This is a genomic window from Mesorhizobium sp. GW821-FHT07A06 (assembly GCF_059419085.1).
Genome location: NZ_JBWKRC010000015.1, coordinates 89323 through 110888, shown reverse-complemented (window position 1 = coordinate 110888; position 21566 = coordinate 89323). Strand labels below are relative to the sequence as shown.

General features: G+C 65.0%; 18 protein-coding genes. 10 read left to right on the top strand and 8 right to left on the bottom strand.

From position 1 onward, the window contains the following. Positions 1–43: 43 nt before the first annotated feature. Positions 44–1606: an ABC transporter substrate-binding protein gene (locus AC07SZ_RS31565; protein WP_162258914.1), complete on the top strand. Its 1563-nt coding sequence runs from the start codon at positions 44–46 to the stop codon at positions 1604–1606. Positions 1607–1729: 123 nt separating this feature from the next. After that, positions 1730–2959 (top strand): aminotransferase class III-fold pyridoxal phosphate-dependent enzyme, encoded by a 1230-nt coding sequence (locus AC07SZ_RS31560; protein WP_494917420.1) that lies wholly within the window; start codon positions 1730–1732, stop codon positions 2957–2959. A gap of 34 nt (positions 2960–2993) precedes the next feature. Here AC07SZ_RS31560 and AC07SZ_RS31555 read toward each other — a convergent pair whose 3' ends face one another. Continuing rightward, complete coding sequence (locus AC07SZ_RS31555) at positions 2994–3731, bottom strand: GntR family transcriptional regulator (RefSeq protein WP_065005413.1); 738 nt, start codon at positions 3729–3731, stop codon at positions 2994–2996. 116 nt (positions 3732–3847) lie between these two features. On the opposite strand from AC07SZ_RS31555, the gene otnK reads away from it, so the two are divergent. Further along, positions 3848–5224 carry a 3-oxo-tetronate kinase gene (otnK, locus tag AC07SZ_RS31550; RefSeq protein WP_494917418.1) on the top strand — a complete coding sequence of 459 codons (1377 nt, stop codon included), beginning with the start codon at positions 3848–3850 and terminating at the stop codon, positions 5222–5224. Further along, a complete protein-coding gene (locus tag AC07SZ_RS31545; RefSeq protein ID WP_494917416.1) occupies positions 5224–5862 on the top strand; it encodes a class II aldolase/adducin family protein in 639 nt (212 codons plus the stop codon). Before otnK ends, AC07SZ_RS31545 begins: the two co-directional genes overlap by 1 nt. 25 nt (positions 5863–5887) lie before the next feature. On the opposite strand, the gene AC07SZ_RS31540 is transcribed toward AC07SZ_RS31545, so the two are convergent. From AC07SZ_RS31540 to AC07SZ_RS31515, 6 genes are read right to left on the bottom strand one after another with little or no spacing between them, the layout of a single operon-like run. Further along, entirely contained in the window at positions 5888–7324 is a 1437-nt protein-coding gene (locus AC07SZ_RS31540) for an NAD-dependent succinate-semialdehyde dehydrogenase (RefSeq protein ID WP_494917415.1), read from the bottom strand. An 18-nt stretch (positions 7325–7342) separates the two neighbouring features. Further along, positions 7343–8614: a CaiB/BaiF CoA transferase family protein gene (locus AC07SZ_RS31535; RefSeq protein WP_494917414.1), complete on the bottom strand. Its 1272-nt coding sequence runs from the start codon at positions 8612–8614 to the stop codon at positions 7343–7345. A 40-nt stretch (positions 8615–8654) separates the two neighbouring features. Next, positions 8655–9695 carry an ABC transporter ATP-binding protein gene (locus tag AC07SZ_RS31530; RefSeq protein WP_494917413.1) on the bottom strand — a complete coding sequence of 347 codons (1041 nt, stop codon included), beginning with the start codon at positions 9693–9695 and terminating at the stop codon, positions 8655–8657. Next, the gene (locus tag AC07SZ_RS31525; protein ID WP_494917412.1) at positions 9692–10768 is read right to left on the bottom strand and encodes an ABC transporter ATP-binding protein; all 1077 of its coding nucleotides are present in this window, start codon (positions 10766–10768) and stop codon (positions 9692–9694) included. Before AC07SZ_RS31525 ends, AC07SZ_RS31530 begins: the two co-directional genes overlap by 4 nt. 3 nt (positions 10769–10771) lie before the next feature. Beyond that, positions 10772–11614, bottom strand: coding sequence for an ABC transporter permease (locus AC07SZ_RS31520; RefSeq protein WP_494917411.1), 843 nt, complete (start codon positions 11612–11614; stop codon positions 10772–10774). Further along, a complete protein-coding gene (locus AC07SZ_RS31515) occupies positions 11614–12627 on the bottom strand; it encodes an ABC transporter permease (protein ID WP_056569370.1) in 1014 nt (337 codons plus the stop codon). Before AC07SZ_RS31515 ends, AC07SZ_RS31520 begins: the two co-directional genes overlap by 1 nt. A gap of 186 nt (positions 12628–12813) precedes the next feature. Between AC07SZ_RS31515 and AC07SZ_RS31510 the strand changes: the two genes are divergently transcribed. The 6 genes from AC07SZ_RS31510 (at position 12814) to AC07SZ_RS31485 (ending at position 20548) form a co-directional block, all read left to right on the top strand. Then, positions 12814–13623: an IclR family transcriptional regulator gene (locus AC07SZ_RS31510; protein WP_494917410.1), complete on the top strand. Its 810-nt coding sequence runs from the start codon at positions 12814–12816 to the stop codon at positions 13621–13623. 108 nt (positions 13624–13731) lie between these two features. Then, entirely contained in the window at positions 13732–14478 is a 747-nt protein-coding gene (locus tag AC07SZ_RS31505) for an SDR family NAD(P)-dependent oxidoreductase (protein ID WP_494917409.1), read from the top strand. A 238-nt stretch (positions 14479–14716) separates the two neighbouring features. After that, positions 14717–16066, top strand: a complete 1350-nt coding sequence (locus AC07SZ_RS31500; protein ID WP_494917408.1) for a glucoamylase family protein — start codon at positions 14717–14719, stop codon at positions 16064–16066. Continuing rightward, a complete protein-coding gene (locus tag AC07SZ_RS31495; RefSeq protein WP_494917407.1) occupies positions 16056–17585 on the top strand; it encodes a mercuric reductase in 1530 nt (509 codons plus the stop codon). The genes AC07SZ_RS31500 and AC07SZ_RS31495 overlap by 11 nt, the downstream gene beginning before the upstream one ends. 168 nt (positions 17586–17753) lie before the next feature. Continuing rightward, on the top strand, positions 17754–18977 hold the full coding sequence (locus AC07SZ_RS31490) for a glycosyltransferase family 4 protein (RefSeq protein ID WP_494917406.1): 1224 nt from the start codon (positions 17754–17756) through the stop codon (positions 18975–18977). Continuing rightward, positions 18974–20548, top strand: a complete 1575-nt coding sequence (locus AC07SZ_RS31485; protein ID WP_494917405.1) for a glycosyltransferase — start codon at positions 18974–18976, stop codon at positions 20546–20548. Before AC07SZ_RS31490 ends, AC07SZ_RS31485 begins: the two co-directional genes overlap by 4 nt. On the opposite strand, the gene AC07SZ_RS31480 is transcribed toward AC07SZ_RS31485, so the two are convergent. Beyond that, a complete protein-coding gene (locus tag AC07SZ_RS31480) occupies positions 20531–21529 on the bottom strand; it encodes a hypothetical protein (protein WP_494917403.1) in 999 nt (332 codons plus the stop codon). The genes AC07SZ_RS31485 and AC07SZ_RS31480 overlap by 18 nt on opposite strands. Positions 21530–21566 lie beyond the last annotated feature (37 nt).

Here is a 21566-nt window from a genome sequence, read left to right as displayed (position 1 = left end):
AACTGACATGAACATCCTACCGAGAACCAAGACCAGGGCGACGATGCTGGCGGCCGTGCTTATGGCCACCAGCGCCTTCTGGGCGCCGTCGACCTTCGCTCAGGACCAGAAGCCGCTGGTCATAGCGCGCAACATCGACCTCAACTCACTCGATCCGCACCGCGCCTTCTGCGATACCTGCCAGATCTACAATTCCAGCGTCTATGAATCGCTGCTGACCCTAGACAAGGACAACAAGCTGGTCCCGCTCTTGGCTTCCAAGTGGGAAGGCAATGCCGACCAGACCAGCTTCACCTTCACGCTCGACCCGGCCGCCAAGTTCTCAGACGGTTCGCCGGTCGAAGCCAAGGACGTGAAATGGTCGTGGGAGCGGCTGAAGAACCTCAAGGGCAGCGCCTCGTTCCTGATGGACAATGTCGCCTCGATCGAGACGCCGGACGCGCATACGGTCGTCGTCAAGATGGTCGCGCCGAGCTCGGAATTCCTCAATATCGCGGCAGCGCCCTATACGGCTGTCGTCAACAGCAAGGTCGCTTCAGAAGCCGGTGCCAAGGCCGGCGCGGACGCCTCGACCACGGACAATGCCGAGGCCTGGTTCCTGGCGCATTCGGCCGGCAGCGCGCCGTTCGTGCTGAAATCCTATGAGCCCAACTCGGAAGTGCGCCTGGTGCGCAACGACAAGTACTGGCGCAAGGCGCCGGCACTGAGCGAAGTCGTCATCCGCCAGACCAAGGACGCTGTGGCGCAGGCGCAGATGCTGCAGAGCGGCACCGCCGACATCGCCATGCAGATCGACCCGGATACCGCCAAGACGATGACGGGCAGCGACGTCAAGATCGAGACCGTGCCGTCCTACAACTTCATCTATGTCGCGCTGTCACCTGGCGCCAAGGCCAACAAGGTGCCGTTGACGCCCGAGGTGCGCGAGGCGATCTCGCTTGCGCTCGACCGCCCGAGCATCCTCGACTTCACCATCGGCTCCGAGGGCCAGCTGATCAGTGCACCGATCCCGCTCGGCTTCCCCGGCGGCTCGGGCTTCGAGGCGCAGCCCTATGATCTTGCCAAGGCAAAGGAGCTGCTGGCCAAGGCCGGCCATGCCGACGGCTTCGAGATGGAAGCGGCGTTCCCGGGCATGAACGTCTATGGCGTCGACCTGTCGCTCCTGATGCAGAAGGTCCAGCAGGACCTGGCCAAGGTCAACATCAAGCTCGATCTGCAGCCGATCCCCTTCGCCAACTGGCGCGAGCGGATCAACGGCGACGGCATCCCGATGACCGCGGTGTTCTACGCGCCGGACTATTACGGCACCTCGCAGTACATCGAGTATTTCGCCATGACCAAGGGCAGCCCGTGGGCGCGGCGCGCCGGCGCGGAACGCGAGCCTTCGGTGCTCAACCCGAAGGAGTCCGAGCTCTACAAGGCGGCGCTCGCCGCGAGCGGCGACGAGGCCGCCAAGCTCTGGCACCAAGCCGGCGAGGAGATGATCAAGGACAGGGTCATCCTGCCGCTGGTCAGCCCGAACCTGATCCTGGCCTACAAGTCCGACGTCAAGGGCGTGCGCTACAGCGCCTGCTGCAACCTGCCGCTGGCCGAACTCAGCCACTGAGCGAAAAGATGACGGGGAGGCGCATGGTCGCCTCCCCGTTTCTCCACCCTGGAAGATCGGAACATCCTGCGCTTCCAGTATCCAGAATTAATATATGATATATCAATGAGCGGAGACCTCGCCATGCCTTCCCTGATCAACTCCAAGGACCAGCTGCTGCGCGAGCGCGCGGCCTCGGTCATTCCGGGCGGCATGTGGGGGCACATGTCCACGCGCTATCTCGGCTCCGCCTATCCGCAATTCTTCGAGCGCGCCGACGGCTGCAGGGTCTGGGATGTCGACGGGCGCGAATACATCGACCTGATGTGCAGTTGGGGTCCCAACATCCTCGGCCATCACCATCGCGTGGTCGAGGAAGCGGCGGCGCGGCAACGCAGCCTGGGCGACGCCATGAACGGCCCGGGCGAAGTGCTGGTCGAACTCGCCGAACTGCTGGTCAAGACCGTGGCGCATGCCGACTGGGCGATGCTGCAGAAGAACGGCACCGACGCCACCACGGCCTGCGTCACCATCGCGCGCGCCGGCACTGGCCGGCGCAAGGTGCTGGTGGCGCGCGGCTCCTATCACGGCGCGGTGCCGTGGTGCACGCCGTCGCTCGCCGGCGTCACCGCCGAGGATCGCGCCCACCTGATCCATTTCGACTACAATGACGTTGCCGGCCTGGAAGCCGCCGTCGAGCAGGCCGGCAACGATCTTGCCGCCGTTGTCGTCACCGCCTTCCGGCACGATATCGCCCGCGACCAGGAACTGCCGACCGCCGCCTTCGCCAAGCGCGCGCGGGAACTCACCACGGCCGCCGACGCGGCACTGATCGTCGACGACGTCCGTGCCGGGTTCCGCATCGATCTCGCCGGGAGCTGGGAGCCCCTCGGCGTGCGGCCGGATCTTTCCGCCTTCTCGAAGGCTATCGCCAATGGCTATCCGCTGGCCGCCATCACCGGCACGGACCGGTTCCGCGAGGCCGCGACAAAAGTCTATGTGACGGGCTCGTTCTGGTATGGCGCCGTCGCCATGGCCGCGGCGATCGCCACCATCAAGACGCTGCGCGACACCAATGCGATCGCCAGCATGAATGCCGCCGGTGAGAGGTTGCGCTCCGGCCTCGACGCGGCCGCCAGGAAGCATGGCCTTGCGCTTCGGCAGACCGGGCCAGTGTCGATGCCGATGGTGCTGTTCGACGGCGATGCCGAATTCAGGAAGGCCGATGCCTTCTGCTCGGCGGCCTTGCGCGAAGGCGCCTATTTCCATCCCCGGCACAATATGTTCCTGAGCGCCGCGCACACCGCCGGGGACGTCGACCTTGCGCTTCACGCCGCCGATGCCGGCATGGCCGCGGCCGCGCAGGTGGCATGAGCCGGTGCCGATGCGTTTGGGGAGAAAGGATCGCTCAGCCGGCCGCCGAGACCAGGCGGCCGTTCTGCGCGGCGCGACGCAGTTCCTCAGGCGTGACCGAACCGTCGTTCAGCCTTTCCAGAACCTTGACCAGCAGCCGGCCGCCTTCGATCATGTCCTGCTGGATGCCCTTGCGCACACCGTTCTCGTCGCGTGCGCGCAGCGCGTCGAGTATGTCGAGATGACGGTGCCGGCCGTCATAGGTCGGCCTGGCGTTCGGGTACTGGTAGTTGACCAGCGGGCCGTTGCGCAGCCAGATGCCCTCGATGATGGCGAGCAGTTCCGGCATGCCCGCCGCCTGGTAGATCGAGTGGTGGAATTCCCAATTGTCGCGGACGGCCTCGAACCAGCGGCCATTGTCCTCGTCGTCGATCAGCCTCTCATGCACCGCCGTCAGACGGTCGATCTCGCGCGGCTCGATGCGCGTTGTCGCTGCGGCGCCGGCCATGCCTTCGAGATGCAGGCGGATGCTGCGCAGCTCCAGATATTGGGCGAGCGACAGCTGGGCGACGGTGATCGACCGGCCCGCCTCCATCTCCAGGCCCTTTTCACGGACCAGTTGCATCAACGCCTCGCGCACCGGCGTTTCGGAAACCTGAAGACTGGCGGCGAGGTCGCGGATCTTGAAGCGATGGCCGGGCCAGAAACGGCCCTCCATCATGGCGCGGCGCAGCTCTTCGTAGACGCGTGTCGTCAGATTGTCGCGCGCGATCGGCGCGATGGAAGCAGTCACATCCAGTCTCCGTCCTTGCAGGGCTGCAGGCGTCGCCTGAGTCGAGCGGGCTGTGTATATGATATCACAAGCCGCCTGACCATCGACGTCGGACACGCAAAAATGAGACGAAGCGCATGACCGCCTCGACGCCTTCCCTGTTGTTCGGCGCCATTGCCGACGATCTGACCGGCGGCACCGAACTGGCGTCGATGCTGGTGGCCAGGGGCATTCCGACCGGCTGCACGGTCGGGCTCGAAGCGGCGATCCCGTCGGGCAATCTTGCCCATGTGATCCTGCTGAAAACCCGCGTCATCGCGGCCGGCGACGCGGTGCGCCAGGTGCTCGAGGCCGCCGACCGACTGGCCGAAGCGGGCGCGCGGCAGATCTTCTTCAAATATTGCGCCACCTTCGATTCCACGCCGGCCGGCAATATCGGCCCCTGCGCGGAAGCGCTGCTCGAACGGCTGGGCGGCGGCGTGACGTTGTTTGCACCGGCGTTGTGCGAGACCGGCCGCACGGTCTACCAGGGGAATATGTTCGGCGGTGCGCAATTGCTGGCCGAATCGCCCAAGCGCTTCGATCCGCTGACACCGATGACGGATTCCAACCTGGTCCGCGTGCTGCAGGCGCAAAGCAGGGGCAAGGCAGGACTGGTGCCCTGGCTCACCGTCGATGCCGGCCCGGAAGCCATCCGCGACGCCGTGCGGGAGAAAAGCGCGCGCGGCGAGACGCTGCTGGTCACCGACACGCTCCGCGAGCGCGACCTGGCGGCGATCGCGCAAGCCGCCTTCGACTTGCCGCTGATGACCGGCAACTCCTCGGTCGTGGCGCATCTGCCACCGGCCTGGATGTCACACGGGCTGCTGAGCCGAGACGATCTCGTTGCGGCCAGCCTGCCGGCAGTCAATGGTCCGGCGGCGGTGCTGGCCGGCAGTGTCGCCGATCGCACCATCGAACAGCTCGAACGCTTCGCGCAAAACAATCCGGTGCTGACGATCGATCTCGCCGAGGCTTTTCGCGGCAAGGATGTCATCGCGCAAGCGCGCGCCTTTGCAGGACGGCATCTGCCCGGTGCGATGATCGCGATCGCCACGACCGCACCGCAGGCGACGGTCGAGACGCTGCAGCAGGCGCATGGCCGCGACGTGGTGGCGGCGCGGGCGGAAGAGATACTGGCCGGGATTGCGCAAATCCTGGTGCGCGATCTCGGCGTGCGACGGCTGGTCGTTGCCGGCGGCGAGACGGCCGGCTCGGTGGTCAAGGCGCTCGGCATCATCGGCATCGCCATGGGCGCCTATGAAGGCCCCGGCCTGTCGCGCGCCATCGCCGACATCCCCGGCCTGCCCGACGATCCGCTGGCGCTGATGCTGAAATCCGGGAAGCTCGGCGGCACCGACATCTTCGCCGACGTGTTGCGGGACATGACGCGAGCCACCACCATCGCGCCCGCGATCGACACATGGCCGCCGGCAAAGCCAACCATCGAGCCAAGGACTGGAAAGACTTCGTGATGGATACCGAGACCGCACGCGCCAAACTGATCGCCGCGACCGAGACGCTGGACGCCAGCGGGATGAATGTCGGCACCACGGGCAATATCAGCGTGCGCACGACAGGCGGCATGCTGATCACGCCGACGGGAATTGCCACGAGCGCGCTGCGGCCGGAACAGATGGTGGCGATGCGGCTCGACGGATCCTGGGACGGCGCCTTCAAGCCGTCGAGCGAATGGGAGATGCATGCCGAGATCTACAAGGCCTTCCCGGAGGCCGGCGCCGTGGTGCATGCCCATCCCGACCATTGCGTGGCGCTGTCCTGCCTGCGCGAGGGACTGCCGCTGTTCCACTACATGGTGGCGGGTTTCGGCGGCGACGATGTGCGCTGTTCGGACTATGCGCTGTTTGCGTCAAGCGAACTGGCCAAGGTGGCTGTTGTGGCGCTCAAGGACCGCAATGCCTGCCTGCTCGCCAATCACGGCATGATCGCCTTCGCCGGCGATCTCGACACGGCGCTGATCCGCACCATCAAGCTCGAAACCCTGGCACGGCAATATCTGCTCGCACGCGGCGCCGGCACGCCGGTGCTGATCGAGGGCAGCGAGCTTGCCGCCATTCGTGGGCGCTACAAGACGTACGGCCAGCAGAAGTAACCGGTCCGGTCTTTCCTGTAATTGCTCAGTCGACCTGCAGATGCGAGACGAACTTCGAGTTCAGATAGCTCTCCACAGCATCGGCGCCGCCTTCGGTGCCGTTGCCGGAATCGTTGATGCCGCCGAACGGCACCTCCGGCAGCGCCAGGCCATAATGGTTGATCGACACCATGCCGCTGGCAATGCCCGACGACATCTTCGCGGCACTTGCCGCCGAGCGGGTGAAGCCATAGGCGGCGAGCCCATAATTCAGCCGGTTGGCTTCGGCCAGAGCCTCGTCCAGTCCACTCACCGGCGTCATCAGCGCCAGCGGGCCGAACGGCTCCTCGTTCATGGCTCGGGCGTCGGTGCCGACGCCAGACAGGATGGTCGGCTCGAAGAAATAGCCTGAATTGCCGATGCGCTTGCCGCCGGTGACGAGTTCGGCGCCTTTCTGCACGGCGTCGTGGACCAGTTCTTCCATCGCCTGGACACGGCGAGGATTGGCGAGCGGCCCCATGGTCGTGCCTTCGGCGAAGCCATCGCCGACCTTGATCCGGCTTGTCGCCTCGGCGAAGCGGCCGACGAAATCGTCATAGACGGCGCGATCGACGAGGAAGCGTGTCGGCGCGACGCAGATCTGGCCGGCATTGCGGAATTTCGACGCCACCATCACGCGGGCGGCGCGGTCGAGGTCGGCGTCGGGCAGGACGATGACCGGCGCGTGACCGCCCAATTCCATCGTCGCGCGTTTCATGTGCAGGCCGGCGAGCGACGCCAGTTGCTTGCCGACAGGCGTCGAACCGGTGAAGGAGATCTTGCGGATCACCGGATGCGGGATGAGATAGGCCGAGATTTCCGACGGCGTGCCGTAGACGAGGTTCAAGACCCCGTCGGGCAGGCCGGCATCGACAAAGGCGCGCACCAGTTCGGCGGGCGAAGCCGGCGTTTCTTCCGGTCCCTTGATGATGATCGAGCAACCGGCGGCAAGAGCGGCGGACAGTTTGCGCACCGCCTGGTTGAGCGGGAAATTCCACGGCGTGAAGGCGGCGACCGGGCCGACAGGCTCCTTGACCACCGACTGGCTGACACCCTCGAGGCGCGCCGGCACGATGCGGCCATAGGCGCGGCGCGCTTCCTCGGCGAACCAGTCGATGATGTCGGCGGCGGCGAACGCTTCCATGCGCGATTCGGCAATCGGCTTGCCTTGCTCCAGGGTCATCAGCGTCGCGATATGTTCGTTGCGCTCGCGCAGGATGTCCGCGGCCTTGCGCATCAGCCTGGAGCGGTCGAAAGGCGAGACACGCCGCCAGGCGTCGAACCCCTTCGCGGCGGCGGCGAGCGCTTCGTCGAGATCGTCGATGCCTGCATGGGCGAGCGAACCAAGCTCGGCCTCCGTCGCCGGATTGATCACGGGCATTGTGCGGCCGCCGCGAGCCGGGCGCCACGAGCCGTCTATGTGGAGATGGACGTCAGGATACATGGCAGGCTCCGTGAAAGGTCAGGCGGGAACAGGCTCGGCGGCGGGCGTGTAGATGCCTATGGCACCGGAGCCGGCCAGTTGGTCGATGGCCTCGGGGCCGTAGCCGAGGATGTCGGCCAGTACAGAGGCTGTGTTCTGGCCGAGCATCGGCGGCGCCGTGAAGTCGGCCGTCAGCTGTGCCGCCAGTCCTTGCGCCGGGCGCACCATGGCGACGGAACCCAGATGCGGATGCGGCAAGGTCTGGACGAGGCCGCGCTCGCGGACATTTGGGCTGTCGAAAACTTCCGGTATCGACTTCACCGTGCCGGCCGGCACGCTGGCCGCGGCACAGGCCGCCATCCAATGGTCGCGCGGTTTGGCTCTGAAGACCTTCGCCAATTCGGGGATCAGCGCTTCGCGATTGGTGGCCCGCGCTCCTGCCTTGATGAAGCGCGGGTCCTTTGCCAGATGCGGCAAGCCGACGACCTTTTCGCACAGCGCGGTGAATTGCTTGTCATTGCCGACCGCCAACGCAAAGCCGCCATCGGAGGCTTCGAATATCTGGTAGGGCACAACAGTCGGATGCGCGTTGCCGTAGCGGGCGACCTCGCGGCCGGTGTTGAGGTAGCCGCTGCCGACATTGATCAAGAGGCTGAGCGCGCAGTCGATCAGCGACAGGTCGAGGAACTGGCCCTTGCCCGTGGTGGTGCGTTCATAAAGGGCAGCCAGGATCGACTGCGTCGCGACCATGCCGCAGACGACGTCGGTGATGGCGACGCCGACGCGCATCGGCTCGCCGTCGCTCTCGCCGGTGATGGCCATCAGGCCGCTTTCGGCCTGCATGACGAAGTCATAGCCGGGCCGGCCGGCGTCGGGCCCAGTCTGGCCATAGCCGGAGATCGAGCAGTAGATCAGGCGCGGATTGGACGCGCTGAGCTCCTGGAAGCCGACGCCAAGACGGTCCGCCGTGCCGGAGCGGAAATTCTCGACGACGATGTCGGCCTTGGCCGCCAGTTCACGTACGATCGCCAGTCCTTCAGGGCTTTTCATGTCGAGCGCGATGCTCTGCTTGCCGCGATTGGCGCAGAGATAATAGGTCGAGACGCCCTTGTAGCTTGGCACCGACCACGCCCTGGTGTCGTCGCCGCCATCGATGTTCTCGATCTTCCAGACCTCGGCGCCGAGATCGGCAAGGCTCATCGTTGCCCACGGACCGGCAAGCACACGCGAGAGGTCGAGCACCTTGATGCCTTCGAGTGGCAGGCGCGGACGGCTTGCCTGGCCGGCATCCCTGGAGTGGTCTTCAGTCACGATCAAAATCCTTTGCGGCGGCGGCTGGCCTTACGACCCGTCAGACAGCCTTGAAGGCGTTGACGGGTTCCGGAAAATGGCAGGCGACGCGGTGCTTTTCGCCTGATGGTCCGAGCGGCGGTTCGACGGACGCGCAAATCGCCTGCGCCTTGAAGCAGCGTGTGCGGAAACGGCAGCCCGATGGCGGATTGAGCGGGCTCGGGACGTCGCCCGACAGCACGATCCGCTCGCGCTTGCGCTCCTTCTGCGGGTCGGCGAGCGGCACCGCCGACAGAAGCGCCTGTGTGTAGGGATGCAGCGACCGGGAGTAGAGCTCGGCCGCCGGCGCGATCTCGACGATCTTGCCGAGATACATCACGGCGACATGATGCGAAATATGACGCACGACCGAAAGATCGTGGGCGATGAACAAATAGGACGTGCCGAAGGATTGCTGGATATCCCTGAGCAAATTGAGCACGCCGGCCTGCACCGAAACATCGAGCGCCGAGACAGGCTCGTCAAGGATCACAACCTGCGGGTTGAGCGCGAGCGCGCGGGCGATGACGACACGCTGGCGCTGGCCGCCGGAGAGCTCATGCGGATAGCGGCGGCCGTGCTCGGGATTGAGCCGCACCAGTTCGAGCAGTTCGGCGACGCGCGCGCGACGGTCAGCCTTCGACATGTCGCTCATGCGCAGCGGCTCGGCGATGTTGTCGGCGATGCGCATGCGCGGATGCAGCGAACCGTACGGATCCTGGAAGACGAGTTGGATGTAGCGCCGCATCAGGCGCATGTCCTCGTGGTTCAGCGTCAGAAGGTTCTGGCCGCGGAACCAGCTTTCGCCGCTGGTCGGCTCGATCAGCCGCATCAGGCAGCGCCCGAGCGTCGACTTGCCGCAACCGGATTCGCCTACTAGGCCCAGCGTTTCGCCGGGGGCCACGTCGAAGGAGACATCGGCAACCGCCCGCACATGGGCAATTGCACGGTCGAAGACGAGGCCGCCGCGAACCGGGAAATCCTTGACCAGATGACGAACCGACAGCGCAGCTTCAGGCGCTGGCTTGGTTTCGGTTTGAATTTGTTCCGCTGCTGCGCTCATGGGGCCACGCTTCCAGTCTCCAGGCTTGCCGCCCCCAGCGCAGCGCTGTGGAAGGGCGGCAAGGTGGTAGCGAAATGGCAGGCCGAGAAGCGGCCGCCAATATCGTGCAGCGGCGGATCCTCGATCCGGCAGCGCGCCTCGGCATGGATGCAGCGCGGATGGAAGGCGCAGCCGCCGGGCAGACGGCCGAGTGCAGGCGGCGATCCGTCGATCGAAAACAGCCGCTCGCGGCTTTCCTCAAGATTGGGGATCGAGGCGATGAGGCCGCGCGTGTAGGGGTGGCGCGGATCGGCGAACAGATCCGACACATCAGCCTGCTCGACGACACGGCCGGAATAGACCACCGCGACCCGGTCGGCATGGCCGGCGACGACGCCGAGATCATGGGTGATCAGCACCAGGCCGAGGCCGAGCCGCTCCTGCAGCGAACGCAGTACCGCCAGGATCTGCGCCTGCACGGTCACGTCGAGCGCCGTGGTCGGCTCGTCGGCGATCAAGAGATCAGGATCGTTGGCCACGGCCATGGCGATGACGGCACGCTGGCGCATGCCGCCGGAGAATTCATGCGGATACTGGTTGACCCGGCGCTCCGGCTGCGGGATCGACACAAGATTGAGCAATTCGACCGCGCGCGCCATGGCCTGCTTGTGGGTCAGGCGCTGATGCAGCCTGACCGCCTCGGCGATCTGGGCGCCGACCGTCATGACCGGATTGAGCGAGGACAGCGGGTCCTGGAAGATCATGGCGATGCGCGCGCCCCTGATCTTGCGCATTTCGCGAGCCGGCTTGCCGACCAGTTCTTCCCCCTTGAACCGGACGGAGCCGGTGACGACCGCGTTTTTCGAGGTCAGGCCGAGAGCGGCAAGCATGCCGACCGATTTTCCCGAACCGGACTCGCCGACAATGCCGACCACCTCGCCCTTGGCGACGTCGAGGTCGATGCCGCGCACCGCCTCGAACTGGCTGCCCGCCTTGCGGAACCCGACCCGCAGGCCGCGAATGGAGAGCAGCGGCTCGCGCTCGCCTGGCTTGTCGACCGCGCCGGAGCGTGCTGAAGATAGCTGTGCGCTCATCGCCTAGTCCGACCTTGGATCGAGAATGTCGCGCAGGCCGTCGCCGATGAAGTTGAAGCCGAGCACGATGGTGAGGATGGCGACGCCGGGGCCGAAGGCGATCCACCACTGATAGAAATGCACGGCGCCGTCGGAGATCATCGATCCCCATTCGGGCGTCGGCGGCGTGGCGCCGAGGCCGATGAAGCTGAGCGATGCGGCAAGCAGCACGACCTGGCCGAGATCCATGGTCGCGCTGATCAGCACCGGCGTCCAGCAGAGCGGCAATATATGCGTGAACAGGACGCGGCTTGGCCTGGCGCCGGCGGCGATCGCCGCTTCGACATGCTCGCGCTCCTTAACCTCCAGCACCTGCGCCCGCATCAGCCGGGCATAGACTGGCCACCAGACCAGCACCATGGCGATGGCCGCATTGCCGAGGCCCGGCCCGAGCGAGGCCGCGACGGCCATGGCGAGCAGCATTGGCGGGAAGGACAAGGTGATGTCGACAAGCCGCATAATCGCCGCGCCCGTCAGGCCGCCGACGAAGCCGGAAATGGCGCCGAGCAGCGAGCCTATGACCACGGCGGAGACGACGACCAGAAACGCGATCGGCAGCGAATGCGCCGCTCCGTGCAAGGTGCGGGCCAACACGTCGCGGCCGAGCGCATCGGTGCCCAGCCAGTGCGCCCAGCTCGGCGGCTGCAGGCGGCGCGCGACCATTTCGAGTGGATCGAACCGCACCACCAGATTGGCGAACACGGTCATGAACAGCCAGAACAGGATGACGACCGTGCCGATGACCAGCGGCGCGGTCAGCCATTCGGGAATGCCGGCGGAGCGTGATTTGGTGACGACGGCCGACATCAGCTCAACCTCACCCGCGGATTGGCCACGACATAGAGGATGTCGGTGACGAGGTTGGTGACCAGGAAGGCGAGGCCGCCGACGATGGTGACGCCGATGATCGCCGGGAAGTCGAGCGCGCGGGCCGCCTCCACGGCATAGGAGCCCATGCCGGGCCAGGAAAAGATGGTCTCGGTCAGCACCGCGCCGGTGATCAGATAGGCGAAGGAATAGCCGATGACGGTGAGGGTCGGCACCATGGTGTTGCGCAGCGCATGCACGATGACGACGCGGAATTCGCTTGCGCCCTTGGCGCGTGCGGTGAGCACGAATTCGCGGCTCATCACATCGAGCATGTTGGCGCGCACCAGCCGGGAGATGGTTCCAGACACCGTCCAGCCGAGCACGAAAGCCGGCAACAGCAGGTGCCACACCGCGTCCTTGAAGACGGCGAGGTCGCCGGCCAGCAGCGAATCGATGGTCAGGAATCCGGTGACGCCGGGCGGCAGCGGCAGCCGGGCGTCGAGCCGGCCAGGCCCCGGCAGCCAGTTGAGCATGACCGAGAAGATGAACAGCAGGCCAAGGCCGGACCAGAACACCGGCAGTGAAGAGCCGAACAAGGCGAACAGCCGCGCGCCATGGTCGATCAGGCTGTTGCGGAAATAGGCGGCCAGCACGCCAAGCACGATGCCGAGCGTGGTGCCGAAGATCATGGCGGCGAAGACCAGTTCCAGCGTTGCCGGCAGGCGGTAGAGAATATCAGTGCCGACATTGCGCTTGGTGATGAAGGATGTGCCGAGGTCGCCGCTCATCAGATTGCCGAGATATATCATATAGCGCTCGGGCAGAGGACGATCCAAACCCCAGCGCGCCTTGGCGGCGGCGACCACTTCGGGATTGCTCATCTGCTGTTCGGCGACGATTGCCGTCAGCGGATCGCCCTTGGTCACCGTGGTGATCAGAAAAGCGATGGTGACGATGCCAAGCACCAGGAACGGCATCGCGATAAGCCGGCGCAAAATATAGCGGGACACGTGGCTACCTTCACAAGGACGGGCTTCGTAAGATGGCACAAGGCGCTGGAAGATGCCATCGAGGGGGCATATTGACAGGCTGCAAAAGCCGCTGTCAATATAAATGGAATTTAATTTCATTTTTGACTGCACCGCGCCGGCGAAACCGGCCCGACAGGTGGGCACTCCGCCAGAAAGACCGCCAGCGTGCGCAAGCGAGCGACCCGGGACGAGACGGAAGTTGACGGCGAAGGCGCGCAGCTTTCGACGTCGCTGGTGCGTGGGCTCGGCATCCTGCGCGCCTTCCGGCCAGGCGACACCTCGCTTGGCAACCAGGACATCATCGCGCGCACCGGACTGCCCAAGGCCACGGTCTCGCGCATCACCTACACACTCAGCGCACTGGGTTACCTGCTCTATGACAAGGAGCTCGGCCGTTACAGCCTGGGTCCGGCGACCGTGGCGCTGGGCTATTCGGCACTGAGCTCCAGCGCCGTCGTGCACATAGCAAGGCCGCTGATGCAGCCGCTGGCCGAACTGACCGGTGCGGCGGTGGCGATCGGCACGCGCGACAGCCTCAACATGGTCTATCTCGCCAATTGCCGGTCGGAGAGCCTGGTCACGCTGCGGCTCAATCCGGGTTCCTATCTGCCGATCTGGAAGACCTCGATGGGGCTGGCCTATGCGGCGGGACTTCTGCCCGAGGAGCGGCCCAGCCTGGTACGGGCGCTGCAAGAGGCCGAGCCCGACAAGGCAGCGATGATCGCCACGGCGATCGAGGAGGCGATCGACCAGTACGCCCGGCTTGGCTACGTGACCTCGTTCGGCGCCTGGCACAGCTATATCCACGCGGTCGGCGTGCCGTTTCGCCCGCGAGACGGCTCGCCGCTGGTCGCCATCACTTGCGGCGGTATCGGCGAGATCATCACCGAGCAACGCGCACATGCCGAAATAGGACCGGCGCTGGTGGCGATGGTGGAAGCGCTGCGCCGAGAGCTTGAGGGAACTCCGGCCTGATCCGCATTGGCCCAGAGAATGGGGCCTCCATGCCGGCTTGAACTTGCCTGGCCGTGACCTCACAGTCGCCGCGGCCGATCAAGCCGGTTGCGGACAAGGGAGAAGCAAATGAACTTCGCGGGGCGCTTCGACGGTCGGACGGCTGTCATCACGGGCGGTGCCTCGGGCATCGGCCTGGCGGTCGCGCAAAGGATCGTCGCGGAAGGCGGACGCGCCAGCGTCTGGGACCGCGATCCGGCCCAGATCGAACAGGCGAAGATCATCATCCCTGGCCTGCATGGCGTTGCCATTGACGTCGCCGATGCCACCGGCGTCGAAGGCGCCGCCGCACGGACCATCGAGGCTCTTGGCGGCGTCGACATCCTGGTCACCAGCGCGGCCATCACCGGGCCGAACATGACGACCTGGGCCTATTCGGCCGAGGATTGGCAGAAGGTCATCGACATCAACATCAATGGCGTCTTCTACTGCAACAAGGCGCTGGTGCCGCACATGCTCGAGCGCAATTATGGCCGCATCGTCAACATCGCCTCGATCGCCGGTAAGGAAGGCAATCCCAATGCCTCCGCCTACAGCACTTCAAAGGCGGCGGTGATCGGCCTGACCAAGTCGCTCGGCAAGGAACTGGCCAAGACCAAGGTGACTGTGAATTGCGTGACGCCGGCGGCCGTGCGCACCGCGATCTTCAAGCAGATGAGCCAGGAGCACATCGACTTCATGCTGTCCAAGATACCGATGGCGCGCTTCGGCGAGGTCGAGGAGGTGGCGGCACTGATCTGCTGGATCGCCTCGGAGGAGTGCTCGTTCACGACGGCCGCCGTGTTCGACGTCTCCGGCGGCCGCGCCACCTATTGAGCCTGATCGAAAACATCCCGGCCCTGGCCGGTGCGACTACAATTCCGCGTGACGAGGCAACGATCGGAACCGGACAGGCGTATAGTAGCTGACGACTGAACGGGGCGGTGACACAACAGGGTTTGCGGGAAAGCCATGACACGACGAGACAGCCCGGCAAGGCCGATCAGCCATTGCCGCCATACCGGCACCGTGCGATCGACGGAAACATTGACCATCAGGCTGGAGTTTGCATCGTTTGCCTGACGCAGATCCTGCCGCATTGTCCGATGACGAGCTTCTGGACCGCTACCAGCGCGCCGCCTTCGGCTATTTCCTGGAGCATGTGAACTCCGACAACGGTTTGGTCGCCGATACGTCGCGGCCGAACTCGCCGGCCAGCATCGCCGTCGTTGGTTTCGCCCTGTCCTGTTATCCGATCGGCGTCGAGCGCGGCTGGATGTCGCGCATGGCGGCAGCGGAGCTGACGCTCGCGGCGCTGCGTTTCTTCTCGGCCAGCCCGCAAGGCGGCGGCGACGACGTCACCGGCCACAAGGGTTTCTACTACCATTTTCTCGACATGCGGACCGGGCTGCGCGTCTGGCGCTGCGAACTGTCGATGGTGGACACCGCCCTGCTGATGGCCGGTATCCTGGTGGCCGGCGCCTATTTCTCCGGCGATAATGAACAGGAAGCCGAAATCCGGCACCTGGCCGAAGCGCTCTACCGGCGCGTCGATTGGCGGTGGGCGCAAGGCAGCAGTCCGACCCTGCGGCAGGGCTGGAAGCCGAAGAGCGGTTTTCTGCATTATGGCTGGGAGGGCTACAACGAGGCGACCATCCTTTACGTGCTGTCCATGGCCTCGCCGGACAACCCAACCTCCGACGACAGCTACGAGGCCTGGACGGCGACCTACCAGTGGGAGAACATCTACGGCCATGACGTGCTCTATGGCGGGCCGTTGTTCATGCACCAGTTCTCGCACGCCTGGATCGATTTCGCCGGCATCCGCGACGCCTTCATGCGCGAGAAGAATTCCGACTATTTCGAAAACAGCCGCCGCTCGACATACCTCCATCGGGACTATGCCCGCCACAACCCCTATGGTTTCGACGGCTACGGCGAGAACCTTTGGGGCCTCTCGGCGGGAGACGGGCCCGGGGGCTTTCGCGCCAGTGTCGAGCGACGGAGGCATCGGTTTTCCGGCTATGCCGCACGCGGCGCTCCCTTCGGGCCGGATGATGGCACGATCGCGCCCTGGTCCTATCCGGCATCGCTGCCTTTCGCGCCGGACATCTGCCTGGCAGCGATGCGTCATCTCGGTGAGCGCTATCCCGAGGTGATCGAGAATTTCCGGCTGCCCAGCGGATTCAATCCGACCTTGGCCAACCGGCGAAAATTCGGCCGCAACGGCTGGGTATCGGAAGGCCATTACGGGCTGGACCAGGGCATCGTGGTGATGATGATCGAGAACCACCGCTCGCGCCTGATCTGGGAACTGATGCGGTCCAATCCGCACATTCGCCGCGGCCTGGGAAAAGCAGGCTTCACCGGCGGCTGGCTGGCGCGGTCGGCAGGCTCCGCCTCAGGGGCCTACGATGCCGCGTGAACGGACAAAGGCCGCCAGCTTCCCGGTCGACCGCAACGACGTCGAGTTGATCCGGAGCGCGCATCCGCCGCATTGGAAGAACCCTACCCCCGACGGTCCCTACAATCTCGTCGTCATCGGCGCCGGGCCGGCGGGGCTGACCGCGGCGCGTGACGCGGCAAGCCTCGGCGCGAAAGTCGCGCTGATCGAGCGCTGGCTGATCGGCGGTGCGTGCGTCAATGTCGGCGGCATTCCGTCAAAGTCGATCATCCGCACGGCCAGGCTCTATGCCGACATGCGCGATGCCGAGAATTTCGGCGGCGACACGCCCGAGCATCTTCAGGCCGACTTCGAGCGGGCCATGACGCGGATGCGGCAGATCCGGCAGCGGATAAGCGGCGCGGATTCGGCCGCGGCCATCGCGGCCGAAGGCATCGACCTCTATTTCGGCGAGGCCCGCTTCGCAGGGCCGGATACGGTGGCGGTCGCGGACAGGACGCTGCATTTCAAGAAGGCATTGGTCGCGACAGGCGCGCATCCGAGCGGGCCGGCGATTCCAGGACTCGCCGAGGCCGGCTACCTCGACAATGAGAGCATGTTCAACCTCACGCAACGTCCTGAGCGGCTGCTGGTCATCGGCGGCGGGCCGCTTGGCTGCGAGACGGCGCAGGCCTTTTGCCTGCTCGGCGCGAACGTTATCCTGGCGCAGAGCGATCCGATGTTTCTGCCCGGCGAGGAACGAGACGCCGCGCAGATCCTTTCGGACGCGCTGGCGCGCGAGGGGATCGAGGTGCGCCTGAACACCGAAGTGGTGGCGGTGCGGACAGAGGGCGGCAAGAAGCTCGCCGACCTGATGCGGGATGGTGACACGACGACGATTTCCGTCGACGAGATCATCACCGGCGTCGGCCGTTCGCCCAATGTCGAAGGCCTCGGCCTGGCACACGCCGGGGTGGCGTATGACGCCAACGGCATCAAGGTGGACGATCACCTGAGAACCACGAATCCGAACATCTACGCGGCGGGCGATGTGTGCCTCGAATACAAGTTCACCCATACCGCCGAAGCGACGGCGCGCATTGTCGTGCGCAATGCGCTGTTTCGCGGGCGCGAAAGGCTGAGCGAACTCGTCGTTCCCTGGTGCACCTATACCGACCCGGAGATCGCCCATGTCGGTCTCTATCCGATCGAAGCGCGCCGCAACGGCATTCCGGTCAAGACCTATACGGTGCTGATGCATGACGTCGCCCGTGCCGTTATGGACGGGGAAGAAGAGGGGTTCGTCAAGATCCATGTCAGGGAAGGATCCGACCGTATACTGGGAGCGACTGTCGTCGCCAGCCATGCCGGCGAGATGATCAACGCAGTGACGCTCGCCATCAGGTCGGGCATGGGATTGCACGCCCTGGCCGATGTCATTCATCCCTTCCCGACGCAGGCGCAAGGTATCAAGATGGCGGGCGATGCCTACAGGCGGACCCGGTTCACCTCCTTGCGCAGGCGCCTGGCGGTGCGCTGGCTGGCTTGGTCCAGGCGTTGAACCTCGCGGCCACCGAGGGCTCGGGGCGGAAGTATTCAGAAATATACGGTGCTTGACGAAAGCCTTGTTCAGCTAAACAAGGTGGCGCCGATGCTTGTGGTCACGGAATCGTTGTGAATGCCGTCTGAATTGGGGCCTCTGCCCGGAACAACGCCCCGGGCGTCCGCTTTGAGCGGCTCAGGCGCGCGGCCGGCTGTCGGCTCGCCCGAGCGGGCGGCCCCGAAGCGTACGCTGATCGTGTCGCATGACCCGGCCTTTCCACCGGCTTCGGGTGCGGATCTGAGAAACTACCGCAACGCTGAAGCGGCCGCCAGGTTCGGCCCGGTCTGCCTGGTCTCGGTACGACCGAAGACAGAAGGGAACGTGCCAGATCCATTGATCCGCGTAGAGGCCCTGTCGGCAGAGGGAGAGCCCCGCACGGCCTCGATCGGTTGGTGGCGCTCAAGGGCGGAGAATCGCATTCCGCGTTCCGCCCTGACGCGGCTTGAGACGCTCATCGGTGAATGCCGCCCGGACACTATCGTCATCGAGAGCATCAGCCTGTTCAAGCTGATGCGGCCTCTAAGACCGCTGGCGGAGCAGCTCATTCTCGACATGCACAATGTCGAATCCGACCTGGCCGGGCAGATCAGGCATCTCAGCACCAAGCGAACCGCGGCTGCATTCGGCGTCAGGCTCCTTGAGAGGAAGGCACTATCCCTTGTCGACAGGGTATGGGTCTGCTCGAACCTGGATCGCCGGAAGCTGATGGCGCTTTGCCGGCACAAAATCCCGATCGACGTCGTTCCGAACGGAATTCCGCAAGCCGGCAATGGTCCCGGGCACCTGCCTGCCGAGCCGTCAACCGGCAACGGCTTTCCGGTGATCGTTTTCATCGGCCATCTCGCCTATCCCCCAAACGTCGATGCCGCGCAGCGATTGGCCAATGTCATATTGCCTCGCATCCGAAACGCACTGCCGGGTGCCAGGCTCGTCCTGGCTGGACGCACCCCAAGACCGGAGGTGCGGGCACTGGCCGGATTGCCTGGTGTGGAGCTCATCGAGGATCCCGCGGATGTCGCGCCACTGTTGTCCAGCGCGCATCTCACCATCGTCCCGCTGACGGCCGGCGGCGGCACACGCATCAAGATACTGGAAGCAATGGCCGCGGGCGTGCCGGTGGTCGCCACGCCGATCGCGGCCGAAGGTCTGGACCTGGTGGAAAATGACGAGGTGCTGCTGTCTCACTCCGACGAAACGCTTGCCGAGACGGCCATCGAACTCTGTCTCGACCCCGAACGCAGAGCACGGCAACGCCTTCGCGCGTATCAGGCCGTATGGGCAAGGTTCGGCCCGCAAGCGATAGCCGATGCCGTTCGCGACGGGCTTGGACTAAACGGTGCGACCATATGATCCCGCCGATCCTGCACCAGACTTGGAAGACCGACAGCGTTCCCGCACGCTTCCAGGCGTATGCCGAGAGCTGGAAACGGTACAATCCGCACTGGACGGTGATGTTCTGGAGCGACCGGATGCTGCTCGAATTCGTGGCCGGGAACTACCCTGATTTCCTGCCAATGTTCTGCGGCTACACGAACGGCGTGCAGCGCTCGGATGCGGCCCGCTACATGCTGCTGCATCATTTTGGCGGGGTCTATGCCGACATCGACTGCGAATGCGTCGCGGCCTTCGATCCGATCATGGACGAGAGCCGTGTCGTGCTGTGCAAGGAGCCGGCCTCGCATGCGGCCGTCCAGGCGGATTTCCGGGGCCTGCCCTATCTCCTGTTCAACGGGACGATGGCGAGCCCGCCCCGTCATCCGTTCTGGATGCATCTCCTGTCGATGATGCCCGGGCTCGCCGGCGCCAAGGACGTGCTCGACGCGACCGGTCCTTGCCTTTTGACCTCCGCCCAGCGCGGCTACAGCGATCAGGCGGCCTTCGCCATCCACCCTTCCGGACTGTTCGCGCCGGTGACGTCTGTTGGCAACACGGAGCGCGAGGCCGGCGACGATACGGCGCCGCTTTCGATCCATCATTGGGCCGGCACATGGTGGACCCCGGAGCCGCCGCCGAGATGGACAACCAAGCTTCGCAACCGGGCCTATCGGCTTCGATATCACCTGACGCGCGGTGCGTATCTGGATGAGGCCGCGGCAAAAGCCAGCGTCGACAAGGCTGTCCTCTCGGCACCGCCGCCCCCGGGCGGCAATATTGCCGTTCTGGTGCCGCTTCGCGATGCCGCCGACCTTATCCAACCTTTTCTCGATACGCTGGACGGGCTCGACTATCCCAAGGACAGGATCAAGCTGGTCTTCTGCGAAGGCGACAGCCTGGACGGGAGTTGGGAGCGGCTACAGGCCGCGACGGCGGGACTGGCCGGCAAATATCGCGACATCGTGCTTCTGCAGCGACAGGTCGGCACCAGGCTCGACAGGGCAAAGCGGGCAAAGCCTCGCATGCAACGCGTCAGGCGCGGCGCGATCGCCAAGGTGCGGAACTACCTGATCGATCACGGGCTGAAGGAAGACGACGACTGGGCGTTGTGGATCGATATCGACGTCTGGCGTTTTCCCCGCGATGCGCTGAACCAGTTGATCGCCACCCGGCATCGCATCGCGGTGCCCAACTGCGTGAAGGTCGCCAATGGCGGCAGCTTCGACCTGAACAGCTTCATCATCAGGCGGCAGATCAAGGATTATCGCTACTACCGCGAGATACGCGGCGGCCTTCACCAGCCTCCGGCGCAGACACCAAGTCGATATCATCTCAGTGATGTCAGGCATCTCGACATCATCGGCCTGGACGCGGTCGGCGGAACGATGCTGCTGGTCGACGCCGCCTTGCATCGCGGCGGCCTTCGCTTCCCTGAAATTCCCTATCGCGACCTGATCGAGACCGAAGCTTTTGGCGTGCTCGCCAACGATCTCGGCATCAGGCCGGTCGGCCTGCCGAAGCTGGAGATACTACACGTCCCCTGGTGAAGCGGCGGCCTGCCGAAGCGCCTGCCTGAGCGGCTCCAGACAGGTTTGCGGGCGCAAGCGCTCCCAGACATGGTTCGGGTCCGTCAGATGAGCGACCTTGTCGATCCAGCGTTGCGGCGCTTCTGGATCCCTGACCTCGTGCCAATCCTCGACAATGATGACAGGCAGGCCTTCGTAGAGGGGGTCCATCGGCGATGTCTTGGTTACCACGATGCAGCCGAGATAGAGCAGTTCCCATGTCCGGTGGCAGTCCAGGCCGTTTCCCGTGGTCGAGAGCACGAGCGGGTATTGCGCATACAGCTCCCAGATCGCGCGCTGCGACACGCGTTTCCCGAGGAAATCGACATGTGGGCATCCATCCAGGGCATCAAGCACCTCTCGACGCTCGCTGGAGCCCCTGCTGATGCTGAAATCGCAGAACACCCTGGGTGGACGGCGCTCCGCATCCCCCTGCCGGCCGCGCAGGGTCTGCAAATACCGCACCATGCCGGCGGGCGTGGCAAGGGAACGTGGCGTATGAAGGTCCAGCCCGATCGGAAACGGCTTGATCCTCGGATGGTCGCTGTCGCAATTCTGGCTGTACCAGGACACCAGATAGGGGCTGGCGAGAAGCCGCTCGACGGTATCTCTTGCCAGGTCCGATGGCACCGAGGCATCGCCGTCGGTGGTCAGCAGGATGAAGGGCGCCTTGATGGTCGGCAGGGCAACCCGGGTGAACGTGTCGAGATCGCAGGTTCGCGAAACCCTGGCCAAGGTGCTCAGCCGAACCCAGACGATGCCGTACGCGCCGCCATAGTGGTCGCGGAAAAAGGCCTCGCCCTGGGTCGATTCGGTCGATGCGCAGCGATACCAGTCGGGCCCGGCGAAGTCACAGAAATGCGCGATCCCTTGCGACCACAGCACGGGAGGAACGCTGAAGAATCTCAGCGCCTTGGAATACACAGCCTTTTTGCGTTTTGCCCACCAACGCTTCATGCCCATCGGGAACGCTTAGCTCAGACGCGGTGGCGGCTGCAAT